The following is a 20,064-nucleotide window of genomic DNA, read 5'->3' as shown; positions in this document are numbered from 1 at the left end:
CATGAAGGAGAAGGCCGGCGTCACCGAGCTGATGGCCAAGGAATCGATCCCCGGGGAACTTCAGAAATATGCGTTTGAAGTGCTTAAGGTCGGGGAGATCGCCCCGGTTGTTCGGGCCCCTCTTTCCGGCGCCTACTTCGTCGCCAAGCTTCTCGAGAGGATCCCGGAGCATCCGATGACGTTCGAGGAGGCGAAGGAGAGCATCATGTCGCCCCTGCTTCAGGTCGAGAAGGACAAGATGCTCGGGGAATGGCTCGAGAAGCGGGCGGAGGAGCGCGGCGTGACGATCGATCGAGAGAAGCTCGGCCTGCTGCTCGAGGCCGGGGAGACGGAGGAGGGGGTTCCGGGGGCGGGGCAGGAAGGTTAGACGTGAAGGGATTCGCGCGCCTGTTCGTTCCGGCCGCCTTGTTGGCGGCCTGCGTTCTCCGCGCAGAGGAGCGCGTGGATCGGATCGTCGCGATCGTGGGCGACACGCCGATCCTGGAGAGCGAGGTTCTCGCGGAGGCGGAGCTTATTGCGGAGGACGGCGCCTCCGCCGCGCTCCCGCCCGAGGAGATCCTGAAGCTCGCCCTGAACCGGCTTCTCGACGACCAGGTTCTCTTCGCGAAGGCCAAGGCGGAGGGGATCTCCCCGGCCGCGGAGGAGGTCGACGAGTCGCTCGAGGGTGCCCTCGAGAGGATGCGGTCGCAGTTCCCCGGGGAGCGCGAGTTCCTGGCGGCGCTTGAAGCGGAGAACGTGACGCTCGAGGAGCTCCGAAAGCGCTATCGCCGCGAGGTGGAAAAGTCCCTCACGGTGCGGCTTCTCTTGGAGCGTCAAATCCGGCCGAAGAGCGAGGTGACCGACGCGGAAGCCCGCCGCTTCTTCGAGGAGCACGAGGACGCTCTTCCGGTCATGCCCGAGCGGCTCTCGCTCGCCCAGATCTATCTCAAGCCCGCGGCGAGCGCGGCCGCGGAATCGACGACGGTTCGCGAGCTCGAGGCGATCCGCACGCGCGCTCTTGCCGGCGAGGACTTCGCCGAGCTCGCGCGCGCGCATTCGGACGATCCTTCCGCCGCGGCGGGCGGAGACCTCGGGTACTTCGGCCGCGGGGACATGGAAAGCTCTTTCGAGCAAGCGGCGCTTTCCCTCGCCTCCCCGGGCGACATCAGCGGGGTCGTGAAAACGCCGTTCGGCTTTCACCTCATTCAACTCGTGGATCGGGGCGAGGATCGGATCCGGGTCCGCCACATCTTGAAGACGATCCGCTCCGGCGAGGAGGGGGTGGAGAACGCGAGGCGGCGCGGCGAGGGGCTTCTGGACAGCCTGCGCGCGGGGGCCGATTTCGCGCGCCTCGCGAAGGCGCATTCGGACGACCGGCCGAGCGCGGCGCGCGGGGGAGAGATCGGCGTCTTCGCGCTGGGCGACATGTCCGACGAGGTGCGCGCGGTTCTCGCGGAGCTCCAGGCGGGCGAGGTGAGCCCGCTCGTCGAGGCGACGGATGGTTTCCACCTCTTCCTCGTGCGGGCGCGCTTCCCCGAGGGCAAGCCCTCGTTCGAGGAAGCCCGCGAGGAGGTGCGCGCGGCGGTCCGGCAGTCGAAGCAGCAACAGGCCTACCGAGACTACGTGGCGGCTCTCCGCGAGGAGATCCACTCGGAGGTGTTCGAGGAGGAAGACCGTTCATCGGTCGATGTCTCTCAGTAGGTGTCTTCAATAGGTGTCCGACTCCTTCCTGCGTTGTAGGTGTCGGACACCTTTCTTTTCCCCGCCTTTCTTTCCCGCGCGTGGCTCGGTCGTCGGACGGCGGGTCCCACGACCACGTCTGTCTTTCTCCGGAGACGGGGGGTAGGGCAGAGCGGCGAGTTGCCGCGCGCCGCGCGCGGCATGTTTGAGCAAGCGAGCCCTGCCCCCCGGCTCCGGAAAATCTCTCCTTGCGGGAATGGGGTATCAGGTACCGAAGTGCCCCCGGAACTCCCCGTTCTCCATGTGTTGCGCTCGAGGTACCGGCTTCATCATCCTCGCGGAGTCAAGGGCACGGGCGGAACGACGCCTCCCCCGGATTCTATTCCTTGACGCTCCCCGCGCCGCCGGGATACCTTCCGCACAAAGGCGGCGTTCCGTGGTTTCTCTCACAAATGTCTCCAAGTCGTACGGCGACCTCGTTGCCGTCCAGGATGTTAGTTTCAAGATCGAGAGGGGGGAGTACGCCTTCCTCATCGGTCCGAGCGGCGCCGGAAAGACGACCCTCCTTGGTCTCATCCACCACGACGAGCTCCCCTCGTCCGGGGTGGTCGAGGTCGGCGCTTTTCGCACGGACCGTCTCCGCCGGGCGCAGATTCCGAAGCTCCGCCGGCACGTCGGCTTCGTCTACCAAGATTTCCGGTTGATCGCGGACCGGAGCGTGTTCGAGAACGTCGCGCTCCCCCTGCGAGTGGCCGGCGCGCCGAACCGGTCGATTGCTCGACGTGTGAACGAAGTGCTCCTCCAGGTCGGCCTCTTCGGAAGGCTGCGTGATCGGGCGAGCGATCTTTCGGGGGGCGAGATGCAGCGCGTCGCGATCGCGCGCGCCCTCGTGAACCAGCCCTTTCTTCTTCTCGCCGACGAGCCGACCGGCAACCTGGATCCGGAAACGGCCGCGGGAATCTATCGGGTCCTCGATCGGGTGAACGTCGGGGGGACCGCCGTTCTCGTCGCGACGCACGATCGAGGGGCGGCGCGTGCGAGCGGGCACCGGGTCCTCCATCTGGAGAGAGGACGACTTCTTCCGGAAGCGGACGGGCGGGAGGCCCGATCGACCGGCTCTTGACGGGAAGGAGGGACGGGGTGGTCTCCACCCGGATGGAATACATCGCGCGCGAGCTCGGATACGGCTTTCGTCGAAGCCTTCGGAGCCATCTCGCTCCTGTCGTGCTCATGGCGGTCGCCCTCTTCGTGTTCGGGCTCTTCCTTCTCGGCACGAAGAACCTCCAGAAGGTGATCCAGCTCGCGCAGGAGAAGGTCAGCGTCACGGTCTACCTTCGGGACGACGCCGGCGGAGAGGATCGGGACCGGCTCAGCGACCTCTTCTCGAGGCTCGGCGGCGTGCGGAGCGCGCGCTACGTCTCTCCGGACGAGGCTCTCGAGGAGTTCCGCCGGACCCTCGGCCCGCGGGAGTACCTCCTCGAAGGCGTCGAGGGGAACCCGCTCCCCGCGTCGTTCGATCTCGAGCTGTACGACGACTGGAAGACGCTCGATCGGATCCGAATGCTCGTCTCCGAGTTGGAGGCGGAAAGCGGCGTCGAATCGGTCGTCTACGGGGAGAACTGGGTGGGGAAGCTTGAGACGTGGATCTATTTTTTCGTCGCGGTCGATCTCTTCCTCGGCATCGTGCTCGGCGTCGCGACGCTGCTCGTCGTCGAAAACACGATGAAGCTCGCCGTCGCCGATCGGCGCGATACGATCGAGGTTCTCCGGCTCGTCGGCGCGACCCCGATGCAGATCCGCGTCCCCTACCTGCTCGAGGGGGCGATTCTCGGGCTCGCCGCCGCGTTTCTCGCGCTTCTTCTCCTGCGGGAAAGCCATTCGTTCGCCGCCTCGCGCCTGCCGGGGGTTCTCTTCCTGGAGCCCTTCGGAGTTTTCTTGTTTCTTCTCGCCGGCGGCGCGCTCGGGGCAGCGGGAACGCTTCTCTCGCTGAACCGGTATTTGAGGTATAAGAAATCGTGACCGCGCGTCTTGTCCTGGCTGCTCTTCTCGCTCTCTGGTCCGGCGTCTCTGCGGGCGAGGAAGAGGATCTCAACGCTCTCCGCGCGCGCATCGGGAAGACGCGCGAGGAGGCGAACCGCCTGCGCGGGGAGGAGAAGGGAATCCTGAAGAACCTGATGAAGATCGACGAGGATCTCACGCTCACGAACCGGCTCCTCACGGGTCTCGAGTCGAAGAGGAGGAAGGTCGAGCAGAACCTCGGCGCCGTCACGGGGGAAGCGAGGGATGCGGAGAGCGTGCTGGAGCGGCGGCGGGAGATGCTCCGCCGAAGACTCCGCGCCCTCTATCAGTTCGGCGGGTATCACGAGCTCGAGATCCTGCTCGGGTCGGAGTCGGTGGTCGATCTGGTCGGGCGATTCGGCCGGCTTCTCCGGGTGGTGGAGAGGGACGACGCGCTCTATCGTTCGGTGCTCGCCGAGCGCGCGCGGCTTCACACGGCGCGCGAGGAGCTAGCCGCGCGGGAGCGGGAGATCCGCCAGATCGAGAGCGAACGGTCGCGCGAGAAAACGGCTCTCTTGCTGCGGAAGAAGGAACGGAAGAACTTCCTCGACGACGTGAAGCGGCGCCGCGAGAGCCACGAGAAGCTCGTGGCGGAGCTCGAGGAGGCCTCGCGCGAGCTCGAACGGATTCTCGCGGAGCGCGCGCGGGAAGGCGCTCCGTACGAACCGTCCGGCCCCTCGCTCTTTGAGGGGGGGAGCGCGAAGCTCCCGTGGCCGGCCGAGGGGAAGATCGTGCGGAGGTTCGGGAAGAGCCGCCATCCGGAGTTCGGGACGGAGATCACGAGCAAGGGGATCGACATCGCCGCGCCGCACGGCGCCGAGATCCGCGCGGTCGCGCCCGGGCGCGTCGAGTACGTGAGCACGCTTCCCGGCTACGGAAACTGCATCATCGTCCGACACGGCGGCGGCTACTATACTCTTTATGCCCACGCGTCGGAGGTTCGCGTCTCCGCCGGGGACCGGGTGGAACAGGGGGACGTCATCGGAACGGTGGGGAACACCGGTTCCGTTTCCGGAAGCTCGCTGCACTTCGAGATCCGGAAGGGGACCGAGCCGATCGATCCGCTCCGCTGGCTGAGGTGAATCGAGAATGAGCGAAGCTCTCGTCGAGGTGCGCTTCAAAGGAGCGCGCCAGGAAATCTACAGGAATCCGCTCGCGATCCCGCTCCGAGTCGGCGACTCCTGCATCGTGAGCGCGGACCGCGGAGAGGACATGGGGGAGGTCGCGCACTTTCCTCCGTCCGACTTCGTCCCGCCCGAGGGGGAAACGCTCCACGAGGTGATCCGCCGCGCGGAGGCGCGGGATCAGGCGAACCTCTCCCGGAATCGATCGCGCGAGGAGGAAGCGCGCGCGGTCTGCCTCGGCCGGATCGAGGCGCGCAAGCTCGAGATGAAGCTCGTCGACGTGGAGATGCAGTACGACGGGAACAAGATCACGTTCTACTTCACGGCGGAGAAGCGCATCGATTTTCGCGAGCTCGTGAAGGATCTCGCGTCGACCTTCAAGACGCGCATCGAGCTTCGCCAGATCGGCGTGCGCGACGAAGCGAAGCGCCTCGACGGCATCGGGCCGTGCGGGAGAACTCTCTGCTGCTCCACGTTCCTCAGGGATTTCGCGCCCGTCACGCTCCGCATGGCCCGCGACCAGCAGCTCGCCCTCTCCCCGAACAAGATCTCCGGCGTGTGCGGCCGGCTCATGTGCTGCCTCGCCTACGAAAGAAGCGAGTACCTCCAGGCGCTCCGCGCGTTTCCCCGCGTGGGGGCGCGCGTGCGGACGGCGAACACGGAGGGGAAGGTGACCAAGGCGGACATCTTCTCCCGCACCGTCACGATCCGGGCCGGCGAGGAGAGGGAGATCCGTGTCCTCTTGGAGGAGATCACGGAGGAGTTTCACAGGGATCGTTGGGTGCCCAGGAACCGCGGGGAGGCATGAGACGGCGCGCGGACTTGCCCCTTCGCGGAAACCGCCGCCTGCCGGGACACGAAGATGAACTCCTACTATCTGACGACCGCGATCGACTACGTGAACAGCAAGCCGCACATCGGCACCGCGTTCGAGAAGATCGCCGCCGATTGCGTCGCGCGCTACAAGAGGCTTCGAGGCTTCGACACGTTCTTCTCGATGGGGAACGACGAGCACAGCCTCAACGTCGAGCGGGAAGCGCGCGCGCAGGGGCTCGACCCGACCGTCTACTGCGACCGGATGGCGGTCGAGTTCGAGTCGATCTGGCGGATGCTCCATCTCTCTTACGACCGCTTCGTCCGGACGACGGAGGCCGCCCACGAGCGTTCGGTGCGCGAGGTGTTCCGCCGGATCGAGGAGAGAGGGGACATCTACAAAGGCCTCTACCAAGGGCTCTACTGCGTTTCCTGTGAGAACTTTCTACAGGAGAAGGATCTCGTCGACGGGAAGTGCCCGGTCCATCTCCGCGAGCCGGATCGGATCGAGGAGGAGAATTTCTTCTTCCGTCTGACGAGCTATCGGGAGGAGCTTCTCGCCCACATCGCGGCAACCCCCTCCTTCATTCTTCCGGAGATCCGTCGAAACGAGATCGTGAGCGTGCTCGAGGCGGGGCTCGTGGACGTCTCCGTGTCCCGGTCGAGCCAGGGATGGGGGATCCCCCTACCGGCCGACCGCTCGCACGTGGTCTACGTTTGGTTCGACGCCTTGATCAACTACTTGACATCTGTCGGATTCCCCGGGCCGAGCGATTCGTTCGATCGCTACTGGCCCGCCGATCTTCACATCATCGGGAAGGACATCACGCGCTTTCACTGCATCATCTGGCCGGCGATGCTCCTCTCCGCCGGCATCGAGCTCCCGAAGAGCGTGTACGCGCACGGCTTCATCTCCGTCGAGGGGAAGAAGCTCTCCAAGTCTCTCGGGAACGTCGTCGATCCGCGGGCGATGGTGGAGCGGTTCGGCGCCGACACGGTCCGCTACTACCTTCTCCGCGAGGTCTCGTTCGAGAGGGACGGCGATTTCTCCGTCGGCCAGCTCGCGGGGAGACACAACGCGGATCTCGCGAACGATCTCGGCAACCTCTTGAACCGAACGGCGGGGATGACGCGCAAGTACCTCGGCGATGTCTTCCCCTCGCCGCGCGCGGGGGAAGACGGCGGGGAGCTCCGCGATCTCGCCGCGGACGCGGCGGCCCGCTACGCCGCCGCGATGGACCGCTTCGAGTTTCACAACGCGCTCGCCGCCGTATGGGAACTCGTGCGGCGCGCGAATCGGTACATCGAGGAGAACGCCCCCTGGAAGCTCGCGAAGGATCCCGCGCGGAGGGCGAAGCTCGAGACGGTTCTCTACAACGTCTTCGAATCGCTCCGCATCGTGTCCGTCCTTGTTTCTCCTGTGATGCCGGCCAAGGCGGAGGAGCTTGCCCTGGCGATCGGGATCGACCGGAAGGCCGCGGACTTCCGTTTCGACGCCGATTGTGCCTGGCGCGACGCGCCGGGAGACGGACGGTCGCTCCGCCTCGACAAGCCTCTGTTCCCGAGGATCGAGGAGGAGGGGGCGGCGAGTTGATCGACAGCCACGCCCATCTCACGCACCCGGACTTCTCGAGCGGATCTCCCTCCGATCTCGTGCGCCGCGCCGCCGCCGCGGGAGTCGAGCGGATCGTCTCGGTCGCGTACGATGTTCCCTCGTGCGACGACGTCGTCCGTCTCGCCGCCTCGGAGCCGGCCGTGCGCGCGGTCGTCGGCATCCATCCCCACGAGGCGGACCGCGCCGCGGAGGAGGATCTCGCCCGCGTGGAAGAGCTCGCGCGGCGGCCCGAGGTCGTCGCCGTCGGCGAGACGGGCCTCGACTTCTACCGGAACTACGCGGATCGAAGGAACCAAGAGCGGCTCTTTCACGAGCAGCTCGCGCTCGCGGCGCGCGTGGGGAAGCCGGTCGTGATCCACGACCGCGAAGCGCACGAGGTTCTCCTCGCGATCCTCAAGGAGCACGAGGGGGAACTCGCCGGCGGCGTGATGCACTGTTTCTCCGGCGATCGATCATTCATGGAGAAAGTGCTTCCTCTCGGTTTCGCGATCTCGATCCCGGGGACGGTGACGTTCGCGAAGTCGAACGGAGCGCTCGCGGAGGTTGTCCGCGCGTGTCCCGCCGATCGGATCCTCGTCGAGACCGATTGCCCTTGGCTTGCGCCGGTCCCGCACCGGGGGAAGCGGAACGAGCCGGCGTACCTCCGCTTCACCGTGGAACGGGTGGCCGAGATCCGCGGATGGAGCTTCGAGGAGACGGACCGGGCGACGACCGAGAACGCGAATCGCCTCTTCCGGATGGAGGAGGCGCCGTGAGTCGCGGGGAGGGGACGCCGGCGGCCGACGCGCGCGCCCTCCGCGGCGAGGGGCACCGGCCGAGCAAGAGGCTCGGCCAGAACTTCCTCGTCGATCCGAACCTTCTCCGGAAGATCGCGGACGCGGCGGAGCTCCGTCCCTCGGACCGCGTCGTCGAGATCGGTTCCGGCACGGGGAACCTGACGGAGCTTCTCGCGGAGCGCGCGGGGAAGATCTACTCGGTCGAGATCGACGGAAGGCTCCTCGCGCGGCAACGGCGAAGGCTTCTCGGAAAGGAGAACGTCGTCTTCGTCCGCGGGGACTTTCTCGATTTCGATCTCGAGGAGGCATCCGGGGGAGGGAAGCTCGTCGTCGTCGGGAACATCCCCTATCGCGTCACGGCTCGAATCCTCGAACGGTTGATGCTTCATTCCTCATCGATCCGCTCCGCGCTCCTCTTGGTCCAGAGGGAGGTGGCGGAGCGGATCGCCGCTTCTCCCGGCACGCGCCTCTTCGGGCGGATCACGCTTCTCGTCCGTTATTACTCCCGGCCCGAGGTTCTCTTCCGCGTCGGTCCCTCTTCCTTCCGTCCGCGCCCGCGGGTCGAGTCTGCGGCGGTGCGCCTCGCCTTCCACGATCCGCTCCCGGTCCGCGCGCGAAGCGAAGAGGCGCTCTTTCGGCTCGCGCGCTCTCTCTTCGGCGGCCGGAGGAAGATGATTCGCTCCGGGCTTCGCGCTCTTCGGACGTTCTCCCCGGAGGAGCTTCGGCGCATCGAGGAGATATCCGGGGTGAACCTCGCCGCCCGGCCCGAGGACCTCGGCCCGGCCGATTGGTGCCATCTCTCGGACGCGGTGGAGGCGGTCCGATGAGGAGGATCCTCTTCGTGCTCGCTCTCCTCGCCGCCGGAATCCTCGCCCCGGCCGCCGCGCGGGCGGATGCCGATCGGGAGGAGGAAGACGAGTTCGAGAAGACGAGAACCGATTCGGTCTGGGTGGTCGGGATCGAGGGGGATTCGCTCTGGCTCGACTCCCTCGCCGCCGACTCGATCCGCCAGGCGGTCATCTCGGACTCGCTCTCGAAGATCCCATCCGCGCGGATCGACGCCGTTCCCCGAGGCTTCCATCCGACCTACGAAATCCAGGGGAGCTTCATCCGCGCGACGACGAACATCTCGAACATTTTCACGCTGAACTATCTCCTCACGGATGATTTGGCCGTCAAGACCAAGACGACATGGGAGAAGAGGCGGGCCGACCGCGCGAGCCGGGAGTCGGGTGTGCGCCGGACGGAGGCGGAGCTCCAGTATTCCATGTTGGAGGGAGTGCGCGTCGGGGTCCGATACGCCCGTGACGACAATCGAGAACAAGACGATCTCCGCTCGACCGACATTGCCCTTAACCGGCTCTTTCTTCAGAGCACGTACATCCAGGAGCTCCCGATGGCTCTTCGCTTCACGCTGTCGCTCGAGGGGGGAATCGAGACGAGGGACAAGGACGAGGAACAGCGATCCTCAACGCAGGGAGGGAACCCGGCGACTCGGTGGGAGGAGAAGCGGGGCCGCGCGATGAACTCCAACGTCGGTCTCGAGTTCAAACCGATGGAGGCGCTCGGCGTCGAGATGCAGGGGACCGCCACGCGGAACACCTTCTCCATCGAGACCGGGGGAAGCCAAACGCCGGACAGCCGGGACGACGACAACCGGGACGCTTCGGAGACGGCGGCGACGCGATTCCGCTACGAGGGTCTCTCTTACGCCAAGATCGGGCTCTCCCTGTCGACCGAGCGGTCCACCCGCTCCTTCGCCCGCCCCGCAGGAGGCGTCGAGACCGCGACCGATCGAAGGCGGAGCGGGAACCTGACGATCCGCGGCGCCGCGGGGACGCGCACCGAGTACGAGGCGAAGTTCGATTACGCGTGGGGGAGCCGAGCGTTCGCGGTCGACGCCTCGCAGTCGAACGAGCGTCTCGACTACGGCGGCGAGGCGTCTCTCAGCTATCGGCTTCCGGCGGCAATCAAGAGCAAGCTCGTTCTGAAACGCGGGGCCACGGAGGACACCTTCTTCCCGAAGCCGGGAGAACCGGACGCGACGGGAGAGTCGCAGCGGGGCTCGGTCCACCTGAATCTCGCCCGCGGTCTCTGGAGCTACACGCAGATCCGGACGACGGGGAGCATTGGCATGACCTCCCGCGTGCTCACCGACTCCACGCAAGACCGCGATAACGCGGACCGGCGGATGTCGGCCGACATCGACTACTCGCCTCCTGGAAAGATTCGGGGATCGGCGACCTTCTCGGTGGACGAGGGACGAACGGTGAACATCCACCGCACGCGGTCGGCGAACAACGAAACGCGCCAAACCTGGCGGGTGACCCCGACGATCGACTACCGGCCGCTCCCCAACGTCAAGATGAACAGCGCCTACACGATGACGCTCATCTACATCTTCAAGGAGGCGGACGCGAATCGGAACACGATGACCCGGATCTCCGAGCTCCGCTCCGTGATCGACTGGGATCTCTCGGCGTCCGCCCGTTTCGGTTTCGAGTATCGTTACAAGCTCGACGAGAGCGGGAGCTTTCAGAAGGAGGGAGCGACGCGGCGTTTCAACCGGAGCCGCGAGGGGGAGGTACAGTACCTGAACTTGAAGCTCACGTACAGCCTCGGGCGAGACCTCTCGCTCGAGACCGGGCAGTTCGTTCAGGTGGACAAGCAGTTCAATCTCGAAGAGGGAAAGGATCTGGAGTCCGAGAAGAAGAAGGCGCAGATCTACTCTCAGATCACGTACCGAAAGGAGATCTCCAAGAAGGCCTCGTTCAACCTGAAGGCGCGGCAGATCCAGGATGCGTCCTTGCCGGTCTTCCCCGCGCCGGTCGGATCGGGGACGGGGGAGCAGCGGCGGGTCGAATGGGAGCTGAACGGCGGGCTCACGTTCAAACTGTAGGGCGACGAAGATGATTCATACGGCAACCGTTGATCGGATCGTGCGTGCGGCGGGGCTTCTCTCGGCGGCCGGCTGGTTGTGCATGGCCGGCTGTTTCTTCGAGCCGAGGGACGCGGAGCCTCCCGGAGGAGGCGGCGGAACCTCCGAGCCCGCGAAGTCCCCCGAAGAGGTGACCGAGAAGCTCGTCACCGCGTTCGAGACGTTCCACAGGCCGCAGTACCAGCTCCTTCTCGCAGGGGATTTTCGCTTCGTTCCGGATCGAGCCGACTCGACCGACCTCGCGGACGCCGGGCACACTCCCTTCGAGGAGCCTTGGGGATTGGCGAGAGAGGAAGACGTTTTCAGCCGGATCCAATCGTGCTTCAACAACAGCCAGACTAAGATGGGCACGATGGATCTCGAGTACACCGGAAACCCGATCGCCACCGATTCGTCCGTCACCGGCTACTCCACCTACGAGAGCGACTACGACCTGACAGTCTACTACGTCACGCTGGTCTCCCCCTCTCGGGAGGATTCGGTCCTCTTCGACGGGTCGATGAAGCTCTTCATCCGGTACGAATCGAACGACGGGACATACCGGATCTACCGGTGGGAAGACTTCCGAAAGGGGGCGCTCCGGAGCTGGGGCTACTACAAGGGGGAGGTGGCGGCGTCCCTCTCGTACTGCCCGGACTAGCCTGGACCCGACAGAAACTCGCCGGTTCACCCCCTTGCCCCGTGCCCCGGCGGCCGCGCAAGGAACACACTTCTGACGGATTGTCGTTAACCGAGCCTTCCGGCGGCCGCCCGCAACCGTAAGCTTTCCGTGTGGTTCGACCGGACGGGCTCATCCAACTGCGGCATCTTCCCGATACTTAGAACGATCGGGCGGAGCGGGGCGGTGGACGCGTTGACAGCGCGCGGGGCCTGTGGTATTCTTTCAGTGTTCCACGGGTGCCTGCGAACGACTTCCCCTACCCCAAGGGTCGAGGCGGGACACGAAGATCGCGCGAGACGCCGCCCACTCAACCATCGGCAGGAGGTGCTCGGACGTGCTTCGCATTCTAGGCGGGAGAAGAGGGCTCTCCGCGCTTCTCATGCTCATCGTGCTTCTCACCGGGGTCGCTTTGGCCTCGAGCTGCGTGCTGAACCCCAAGGACGACAATGGGAACGGCAAACCGCCGATCGATCCGGACCGGAACCGAAAGACAACCGGTAACCTGATCGAGAAGTGGCTCCCGTACGTTTACTCCAACATGGACAGCACCGGATACGAGGCCGCGCTCGACGAGGCCTACACGTTCGAGCTGCTGCCGGGTGAGGTTGACCCGGACGATCCCCAGGGATGGTGGGACAAGCTTGAGGAGCTCGCTCTCACGGGGAAGATGTTCAAGGCGCGCTTCAACAGCCGCGGCGAGAAGGTCGACCAGATCAAGCTGACTCTGGATCCGAAGAGCACGGTGGTCGACAACAGCGCCGAGAGGCCCCCGGGAGAGGTCTGGTGGAGGGTGACGAGCTTCGTCGATCTCCTCGTCACCGTGGACGACCCGAACGATCCCGAAGGGGTCAAGAACTACGTCGTCCTCTCGGACCAGATCTTCGTCTGCCGGCCGGATCCGGACGCCGACAGCCTCTGGGTGATCTACAAGCAGATCGACCAGGAGCCGATCAACTAGAGCCCGGACGAGGCGCGCGCTTCCTACTGCGGACGCGGTCCTCGGCCGTGCTTGCTCGGACAAGAAGCCGGGGACGCTCCGTTCGGGGCGTTCCCTTTTTTCCGCGCCTCTCGTGCACCGGCAAATCGGTTGACAGAACCGCCGCCGCGCCCATAGACTCCCTAGGTTGTGCCGCCAGAGGCTCGGGGCCGTGGTCGGTCCCGCGGTCACGCGATCTCCCCCGCGGAGCTCGCGGGGGGAGGGATTCGGCCGCCGATGAGATGCTTGGCCCCGCCGGCCCTTATCCTTCTGGTCGCGACGGCCGTCGGAGCGGGCCGCCCCCAGGCGGAAGTTCCCGCCCCACGGGTCGCCCTGATCATCGACGACTTCGGGTACGCGTACGGGCCGACGGCACGAGCGTTCCTCGAGCTGGACTGCGATCTCACGATTTCGGTCCTCCCCGGGGAGACCTTCTCCACGAGGATCGCCGAGAGGGTCCGGGCGGCGGGAAAGGACCTGTTCCTTCATCTGCCGATGGAGCCCTTGGAGTATCCCGAGGAGGACCCGGGACCGCGGGCGATCTTCGTCGCGCAGACGGACGAGGAGGTGCGCGCGCTCGTACGGTCGGCCCTGGGCGCTTTCGAAGGCCTCGACGGCGTGAACAACCACATGGGATCGCGGGCGATGCAGGACGAGAGAATTCTCCGCATCGTCCTCGATGAGGTAGGGAAGAGGGATCTCCTCTTTCTCGACTCGAAGACGGTGGCGGGCCGTCTCGCCCGGAGGCTCGCGGGCGCCCTGGGCGTGACGTGCCTCGAGAACGATCTCTTCTGGGACTCGGGCTACGACAGCCGGGAAGAGATCCTGGAGAATCTGGACCGTCTCGCGGAGATCGCGCGCGCGCGCGGCCGTGCGATCGGAATCGGCCACCCGCGCGAGGCGACTCTCGAGGCGCTTGTGGAGAAGATCCCGGAGATGCGCCGGTCGGGAATCCGGCTGGTGCGGGTCCGGGACCTTCTCAAGGATCCTCCCGGCGGTGCGGGAAGCGAACCCTCCGCGGACGGGGCGCGGGTTCCGGCAGCCCCGAACCCGCTGCGATGATCGACCGCCCGTGCGCGCCGGACGCGGCGGGCGAAGGAGCTTCGGATGAATAAAAACCGGTATCGGCTGATCCTCGTGCTCGCGGCGCTCCTCTTGGGCGCCTGGTATGTCTACCCCACGCTCCGCTTCCATACCCTCTCGACGGAAGAGCGGGAGGCGATGGGAGAGAAGGAACTGAGCGAGCTCCGCTCGAAGGCGCTCCGCCTCGGGCTCGACCTCCAAGGAGGCATGCACCTCGTGCTCCAGGTCGATCGCTCGAATCTTTCCGGAGACGAGGCGAGCGACGCGACCGACCGGGCTCTCGAGATCATCCGGAACCGGGTCGATCAGTTCGGCGTCGCGGAGCCGTCGATCCAGCGGCAAGGAGGAGATCGGATCGTCGTCCAGCTTCCCGGCGTGCAAGACGCTTTACAGGCGAAGAGTTTGATCGGGCAGACCGCGCTCCTCGAGTTCAAGCTCCTCCGGTCGGCGGCGGAGTTCACCGAGACGCTCCGCCGGATCGACGACTTCCTGTATGCCCGATCCAAGGACGCCGAGGTCCCCGAGGACACGCTCGCGCTTTCTCCCGACGAGGAGGCGATGAAGAAGACGCCGCTCACGGCGCGGCTTCGCTTCTTCCGGAGCGGCGAGCAGGACAACGCGTGGGTTCCGGAGGAGCAGGAGGCGGCGGTCGAGTCGCTTCTCGCGATTCCGGGGGTTCGGGGTCTCGTTCCGTTCGGTGCCGCTTTCGTGTGGGGCCGCGAGTTTGTCGACTACGGCGGGACGAACATGAAGGCCCTCTATCTCGTGAGCGACAAGCCGGAGCTCACCGGCGCCTCCGTGTCGAACGCGGTCGTCTCGATGGGGCTCGATCAGACGAGGCCGAACTCGCCGGGAGTGAGCCTCACCCTCACCGGCGAGGGGGCGCACGACTTCTCGCGGATCACCGGCGCGAACGTCGGGAGGCGGCTCGCGATCGTTCTCGACGGCAAGATCCACGTCGCGCCGACGATCATGGGGAAGATCCCCCGCGGCCGCGCGTCGATCACCGGGAACTACGACATGGACGAGGCGAAGATCCTCTCGATCGTCCTTCGGGCGGGCGCCCTTCCCGCGCCGCTCGAGATCATCGAGGAGAGGACGGTGGGGCCATCCCTCGGGCGCGACTCGATCCGCCTCGGCGTGAACGCGGCGATCTTCGGCGTTCTCTGCGTCGCGATCTTCATGCTGATCTACTACCGGCTCTCCGGACTCTACGCGACGGTCGCGCTCATCCTCAACCTGATCCTCATCCTCGCCGTGATGTCCGCTCTTCGCGCGACGCTCACGCTCCCCGGCATCGCCGGCATCATCCTCACGATCGGCATGGCGGTCGACTCGAATGTGCTGATCTTCGAGCGGATCCGCGAGGAGCTGCGGAATCGCAAAACCGTGCGCGCGTCGATCGAGGCGGGGTACACGCGCGCTTTCCGGACGATTCTCGACTCGAACGTGACGACGCTCATCTCGGCGCTCGTCCTCCTCCAATTCGGGACCGCGAACATCAAAGGGTTCGCGGTGACCCTGAGCGTCGGGATCGTTTCCTCCATGTTCACGGCGATCGTCGTGACGCGGATGATCTTCGATTTCATCGTCAACCGGTACTCGCCGACGAAGCTGAGCATCTAGCGGGGACGAGGGGAGAGAGCCATGGAATTCTTGACCAACGCCAACTTCGAGTTCATCAATCATCGCCGCAAGGCGTACGTCTTCTCGGCAATTCTCATCGCGATCGGTCTCTTCTCGATCCTCTTTCACAAGGGGCTGAACTACTCGATCGACTTCGAGGGCGGGTCGGTGCTCGAGGTCCGCTTCGACGAGCCGGTACCCCTGGAACCGATCCGCTCCGCCCTTCGTAAGATCGAAGCGGGAACGTTTGAAGTGCAAAGGTTCGGGGACGAGAGGGAGATCCTGATCCACGTAAAGGACACCGGGCTCACGGGCGCCCTCGGGGACCGCGTGCTCGACCAGATGCGAGCGGACTTCCCCGATCGGAGCGTGGAGATCCGGCGCGAGGAGAGCGTCGGACCGCGCATCGGAAAGGAGCTTCGGAGCAAGGCGTTCTGGGCGATCCTCTTCGCCAACCTCGGGATCCTCATCTACATCTCGTGGAGGTTCGAGTTCCGCTTCGCCGTCGCCGCGGTGGCCGCGCTCGTCCATGACGTGCTCATCACGCTCGGGGTCTTCTCGCTCGCGAACCTCGAGATCTCGCTCAGCGTGATCGCGGCGTTCCTCACGATCGTCGGCTACTCTCTGAACGACACGATCGTCGTGTTCGACCGGATTCGCGAGGACCTTCGTCTCTACGCGCGGCTCCCCTACGACCGGGTGCTGAACACGGCGATCAACCGGACCCTCTCGCGAACGATCCTGACCGGCGGAACGACGTTGATCGTGGTCCTCTTTCTCCTCTTCGGAGGGGGGAGCGTGATCCGCGATTTCGCGCTCGCCCTCTTCGTGGGGATCGTGATCGGGACGTACTCCTCGATCTACGTCGCGAGCGCGATCGTGGTCGACTGGCACAACTTCGACGTGGCCCGGGCGAAGGCGAAGGGGCTCGCGAGAGCGTCGACGACGACGAAGTAGCCGCGGCATGTCGTCCCCGAAAGGGTACAAGGGGTTCCGCGCCGGCGGACACCCCCCGGTCCCGCGTTCCGCTCTCTTTGTCTATTTCCTTGTTTCGTAAGGAGTTGTGGGGCCCTGGGCGGGGTCCCTCAGTGGCATGGGGTTTGCGCAACACTTCCTAACCCGGTCGCAAGACGCGGAGGAGGTTCCCGTGCCCGACACGCGCCCGCTCGTCCTCGCGGCTCTCGTCCTTCTCGCGGTCCGAGCGGAGGCGTCCGATTCGGCGCGTTTCTCCCTGCGCGACACGACGGAGGCCTCAGGTGTCGAGTGGATCGAGCCGGACTCGGGGCTCGCGGCGGCGGATCCGGCCGTCGCGGAGGTCCTTTTCGATTTCGAATCGGCGTGGCGGACGTGCGAGCGAGAGCGTCTCGCTCCCTGGATTGCGAGGAGAGGGGTCGGCCTTTCGCTCGGGGGCGGAGAGCATCCGGAGGGCTGGTTCTCGCGGAATCAGGCGCTCTCGATTCTCGGACGTCTGATCGAGGGGGCCGAGACGATCCGCTTCGAGTTCGTGCGCTTTCGGAACCTGCACGGCCGGTCCGGGCGGCCGAATGCGACCGCTGACTGGGAGCACCGCGACCTCTCGGGGGCGAGCCGGCGGCTCGCGGTCTTCCTCTCCCTCGGCCGCGAGAACGGAAGATGGACAATCGCCGAGATCAAGGTCCGGGACCGATAGACCTCCCCGAGGCCGCGGTCGCACACGCGAGCGTCCTTCCGGCGGACAGGTAGAAGACATGGTGTCGAACGGAGCGCGCGGTCGCATCTTCTCGATCGTTCTCGGCGCGGTCGCGCTCGGCGGCACGCTTCTCCTCGTTGCCGACAGGCTCCGGCCGGAGGCGCTTCCTCTCCTCCCGGTATTCTTCCTTCTTCTTCCCGCGGTTCTTCTCCTCGCGCGAGGTCGGTTCGTCGTTCGCGCCTCGCTTCTCCTTCTTTCGCTCGGGGTTCTCCTTCTTGGCCGGCTTGCGGTCTCGCGGATCGAGTCGACCGGAGAAGCGGCGCGCGCGAGGGCCTATGCCGAGCTGGAGCGGGCGGTCGGCGCGCAGGCGGATTCACTTTCCCGCTGGGCGTCGGCGATCGCGGAGGATGAGACGGTCGGTTCCCTTCTGGTCGAGGATGTCGGCCGCCGCGAGCGTGAGCCGCTCTTCGGGGCGCTCGGCATCTGGGGGATGCAGTTCGCGAAAGGCCCGCTCGGCGAGGGGGCGGTCTTCGAGATCGAGCGGGAAGGGGAGCGTGAGCCGATCGCGTGGTGGGGCGAGGTGCCCGATCTCCTCGATCCCGGCCGCCGGGGCGGGGTGCGGATGGCGAACGATCCGCTTCGTGTGCACCTCGTGGTCGAGGTTCCGGTCCGCGTGGAGGGGAAGCGCACGCCGGCCGGTCTGGTGCGCGCGATGCGCCCGGTCGGACGGAATCCGGATCTTGCGGAGGGTGTGGGAAGGGAGGTTCCCTTCGCGCGCCACGTCCGGGAGAACGTGGGCGGGACCGTGCGCTTCTTCGCCCATGGGGGCGAAGGGGAACGGGTTCTCCGAGGCCCCGACGGCTCGGAGATCGGGAGCGCGAGCGTGCTTCTTCCTTCCGCGCGCGAACGGGTGCGGGGGGTCGGGGAGCGCACGGCGCTCGGAGCGGCTCTCTTCCTCCTTCTCTTTTGGGCTTGCTGGCTGCCGTGGGGGGGCGGCCGGCAGCGCCCCGTCCGCTCCGGAGACGACGACTCGCTCCGCTCCCTCGCTCTTCGCGTTCCGATCGCCGCCCTCCTTCTCCTCCGCGGTCTTCTTCTCGTGTTCGATCTTCCCGCGAGGCTCGGAGGGGGATCGGGAGTCACGGGACCGGAAGAATTCTCCTCGCCGGTTCTTCTCGGCGCGTGGAAATCTCCCGCAGACGCGGCGATCACCGGCCTCGTCCTCTTTCTCGTCTTCCTATCGGCGAGGGAGCGTGCCGCCGTTTGGGCGCGTTCCCGCTCGGGCGGAAGAAGGGTCCGCCCGCTTCCCCTTCTCGCGATTCTCGCGCTTCTCACGGCGGCGACGGCAGGGTTCGGGGCGCTCGTTCGCGAGACCTGTCTCTCGACGACGCTCTCGCTCTTCGACGGGCCGAACCCGCTCGGACCTCCGCCGGTTCTTCTCCTCGAGCTCGCTCTTCTCCTCGCCGCGGCGGGGTACCTCTTCCTCGTCGACGCGCTCTTCGTCCTCGCGTCCGCCCACGGCCCCTTCGTTCCCCGCGCGCCGGAGCGTCTCGGCTTCCCGGCGCGCGTTCTTCTCGGAGCCGTCTTCGCCGCCCTGGTTCTCGTTCTCGGCCGTCTCGATGCGCGCGGAACGCCGCCGTTCATCCTTCTTCCCGCGATCGCCGTGTCGACCGGCTTTCTCCTTCTCTACTTTCTGCGAGGGAGAGGCTGGCGGCTCTGGAGCGGCTTCGGTTTCCTGTTCGCCGTCGTGGTGGCGCTCGAACCGAGCCTTGGCGCCGGGAGGGAGGAGTTCGCGCGGCTCCGCCTCGAGGAGAAGGCCCTTCGTTTCGCCGAACCGCGGGACGAATGGAAACGCTTCTTGCTTGAAGAAACCCTCCGCTCGCTCGAGAAGGACCCGGTGCTTCTCGAGAAGCTCTCGCGTCGTTCGCTCCCGCCGATGGAGCGCGAGGCTTTTCTCGCGTGGGTTCGCAGCGGCCTCTCCCGGTACGACTACAGCGTCGAGCTCCGCATTCTCGACCGCCAGGGAGCGGTCGTGAGCCGGTTTGCGCTCGACATGCCCCCGGAGTCTCCGGTGCGCGCCGCCTTCGTCTTTCGCGATGTCCGTTCTTCCGGAGAGATGCGGATCTACGAGGGACGTCGCCGCTTCCGGGGCGAGTCGATGGAGGTCTACACGGGAGCGGTTCCGCTGATGCGCGCGGGAGACCTCGTCGGCGCCGTGATGATCTCCATCCCGTACTTCTACGAGAACCTCGAGTACGCCGCGAAGCTCCCGCCCGCCTCGTACGAGATGTTTCGCAACCTGCGCACGCTCGAGAGGACGCTCGTGCGCCAGACCGAGGCGCTTCAGGTGTTCCTCTACCAGGACGGCGAGACGGTTCTCTCGTCGAGCGATCGTTTCCCAGAGGAGACGCGCCTGGACAGCGAGCTTCTGGGCGCGATCGAGCGAAGCGGCTCCGCGTGGGGTCGGATCCGGGTCGACGGGAGCCGACACGACGCCTTCTTCACCGAGTGGAACGACCCGGATCGAGAAGGGGTGCTCGCGTTCGCGTTGCCGCGCGCGAGCGCCGTGAATCGAGCGCTCCCGCTCATCGACATCGCGCTCGCGTCCCTCTTCTTCGCCCTAGCGGGTCTCGCCGTGCTCGCGGCGGTTCTTCTTCTCTCGCAACGCGCGCGCCGCCTCCGGGGAGGCCTTCGCTTCGAGACAACGTTCCGCGACCGGCTCGTGCTCGCCTTCCTTCTCGTTTCTCTTCTTCCCGCGCTCCTCCTCGGCTTCGCGGGACGGCGGATGGCGGCGAGCCGGCTCCGCGAGGCGGGGGAAACGGCGGCGCGCGCGTCGCTTCAATCGGTGCGTTACGCCCTCGAGCGGGATGCGATCCGCGAGGCGGAGGAGGTCGCGCGGAGCACGCTCGTTCGCAGGCGCGTGCTCGGCGTCGAGGAAGGGGAGGAGCCGTTCGATCTCGAGCTCAGCCTGAAGCGCTTCGCGATCTTTTCCCCCGAGGGCCGTCTCATCCTCCAGAACGGGAAGGTCGGGCCGCCGAACGCTCGCGCGTTCGCCGAGGTGCGCGACCG

At 66.2% G+C, this 20,064-nt stretch carries 17 protein-coding genes; all 17 read left to right on the top strand.

Annotated features, from left to right (window positions below):
- Window positions 1–367: peptidyl-prolyl cis-trans isomerase (locus tag FJY73_10125; protein MBM3321019.1), on the top strand; the 367-nt coding region annotated here is incomplete at its 5' end.
- 2 nt (window positions 368–369) lie between these two features.
- Entirely contained in the window at window positions 370–1,680 is a 1,311-nt protein-coding gene (locus FJY73_10120; protein ID MBM3321018.1) for a peptidylprolyl isomerase, read from the top strand.
- Between the two features lie 415 nt (window positions 1,681–2,095).
- Window positions 2,096–2,782: an ATP-binding cassette domain-containing protein gene (locus FJY73_10115; GenBank protein MBM3321017.1), complete on the top strand. Its 687-nt coding sequence runs from the start codon at window positions 2,096–2,098 to the stop codon at window positions 2,780–2,782.
- Window positions 2,783–2,799: 17 nt separating this feature from the next.
- Window positions 2,800–3,678 carry an ABC transporter permease gene (locus FJY73_10110; protein MBM3321016.1) on the top strand — a complete coding sequence of 293 codons (879 nt, stop codon included), beginning with the start codon at window positions 2,800–2,802 and terminating at the stop codon, window positions 3,676–3,678.
- A complete protein-coding gene (locus tag FJY73_10105) occupies window positions 3,675–4,799 on the top strand; it encodes a peptidoglycan DD-metalloendopeptidase family protein (protein MBM3321015.1) in 1,125 nt (374 codons plus the stop codon). The genes FJY73_10110 and FJY73_10105 overlap by 4 nt, the downstream gene beginning before the upstream one ends.
- A 7-nt stretch (window positions 4,800–4,806) precedes the next feature.
- Entirely contained in the window at window positions 4,807–5,649 is an 843-nt protein-coding gene (locus FJY73_10100; GenBank protein MBM3321014.1) for a stage 0 sporulation family protein, read from the top strand.
- A gap of 54 nt (window positions 5,650–5,703) precedes the next feature.
- On the top strand, window positions 5,704–7,248 hold the full coding sequence (gene metG, locus FJY73_10095) for a methionine--tRNA ligase (protein ID MBM3321013.1): 1,545 nt from the start codon (window positions 5,704–5,706) through the stop codon (window positions 7,246–7,248).
- Entirely contained in the window at window positions 7,161–8,024 is an 864-nt protein-coding gene (locus FJY73_10090; GenBank protein ID MBM3321012.1) for a TatD family hydrolase, read from the top strand. The genes metG and FJY73_10090 overlap by 88 nt, the downstream gene beginning before the upstream one ends.
- Window positions 8,021–8,872 carry a ribosomal RNA small subunit methyltransferase A gene (gene rsmA, locus FJY73_10085; protein ID MBM3321011.1) on the top strand — a complete coding sequence of 284 codons (852 nt, stop codon included), beginning with the start codon at window positions 8,021–8,023 and terminating at the stop codon, window positions 8,870–8,872. Before FJY73_10090 ends, rsmA begins: the two co-directional genes overlap by 4 nt.
- Window positions 8,869–10,944, top strand: a complete 2,076-nt coding sequence (locus tag FJY73_10080) for a hypothetical protein (protein MBM3321010.1) — start codon at window positions 8,869–8,871, stop codon at window positions 10,942–10,944. Before rsmA ends, FJY73_10080 begins: the two co-directional genes overlap by 4 nt.
- 10 nt (window positions 10,945–10,954) lie before the next feature.
- Window positions 10,955–11,623, top strand: a complete 669-nt coding sequence (locus FJY73_10075) for a hypothetical protein (protein MBM3321009.1) — start codon at window positions 10,955–10,957, stop codon at window positions 11,621–11,623.
- 355 nt (window positions 11,624–11,978) lie between these two features.
- Window positions 11,979–12,602 (top strand): hypothetical protein, encoded by a 624-nt coding sequence (locus FJY73_10070; GenBank protein ID MBM3321008.1) that lies wholly within the window; start codon window positions 11,979–11,981, stop codon window positions 12,600–12,602.
- Window positions 12,603–12,857: 255 nt separating this feature from the next.
- A complete protein-coding gene (locus FJY73_10065; protein MBM3321007.1) occupies window positions 12,858–13,682 on the top strand; it encodes a divergent polysaccharide deacetylase family protein in 825 nt (274 codons plus the stop codon).
- A 45-nt stretch (window positions 13,683–13,727) separates the two neighbouring features.
- The gene (gene secD / locus FJY73_10060; GenBank protein MBM3321006.1) at window positions 13,728–15,329 is read left to right on the top strand and encodes a protein translocase subunit SecD; all 1,602 of its coding nucleotides are present in this window, start codon (window positions 13,728–13,730) and stop codon (window positions 15,327–15,329) included.
- A 21-nt stretch (window positions 15,330–15,350) separates the two neighbouring features.
- Entirely contained in the window at window positions 15,351–16,286 is a 936-nt protein-coding gene (gene secF, locus FJY73_10055) for a protein translocase subunit SecF (GenBank protein MBM3321005.1), read from the top strand.
- 190 nt (window positions 16,287–16,476) lie between these two features.
- Entirely contained in the window at window positions 16,477–16,998 is a 522-nt protein-coding gene (locus FJY73_10050; GenBank protein ID MBM3321004.1) for a hypothetical protein, read from the top strand.
- Between the two features lie 58 nt (window positions 16,999–17,056).
- Window positions 17,057–20,064: hypothetical protein (locus FJY73_10045; protein MBM3321003.1), on the top strand; the 3,008-nt coding region annotated here is incomplete at its 3' end.

This window comes from Candidatus Eisenbacteria bacterium (assembly GCA_016867715.1).
GTDB lineage: Bacteria > Orphanbacterota > Orphanbacteria > Orphanbacterales > Orphanbacteraceae > VGIW01.
The sequence above is the reverse complement of the archived record's forward strand: the minus strand, read 5'-3'. Positions and strand labels throughout refer to the sequence as shown.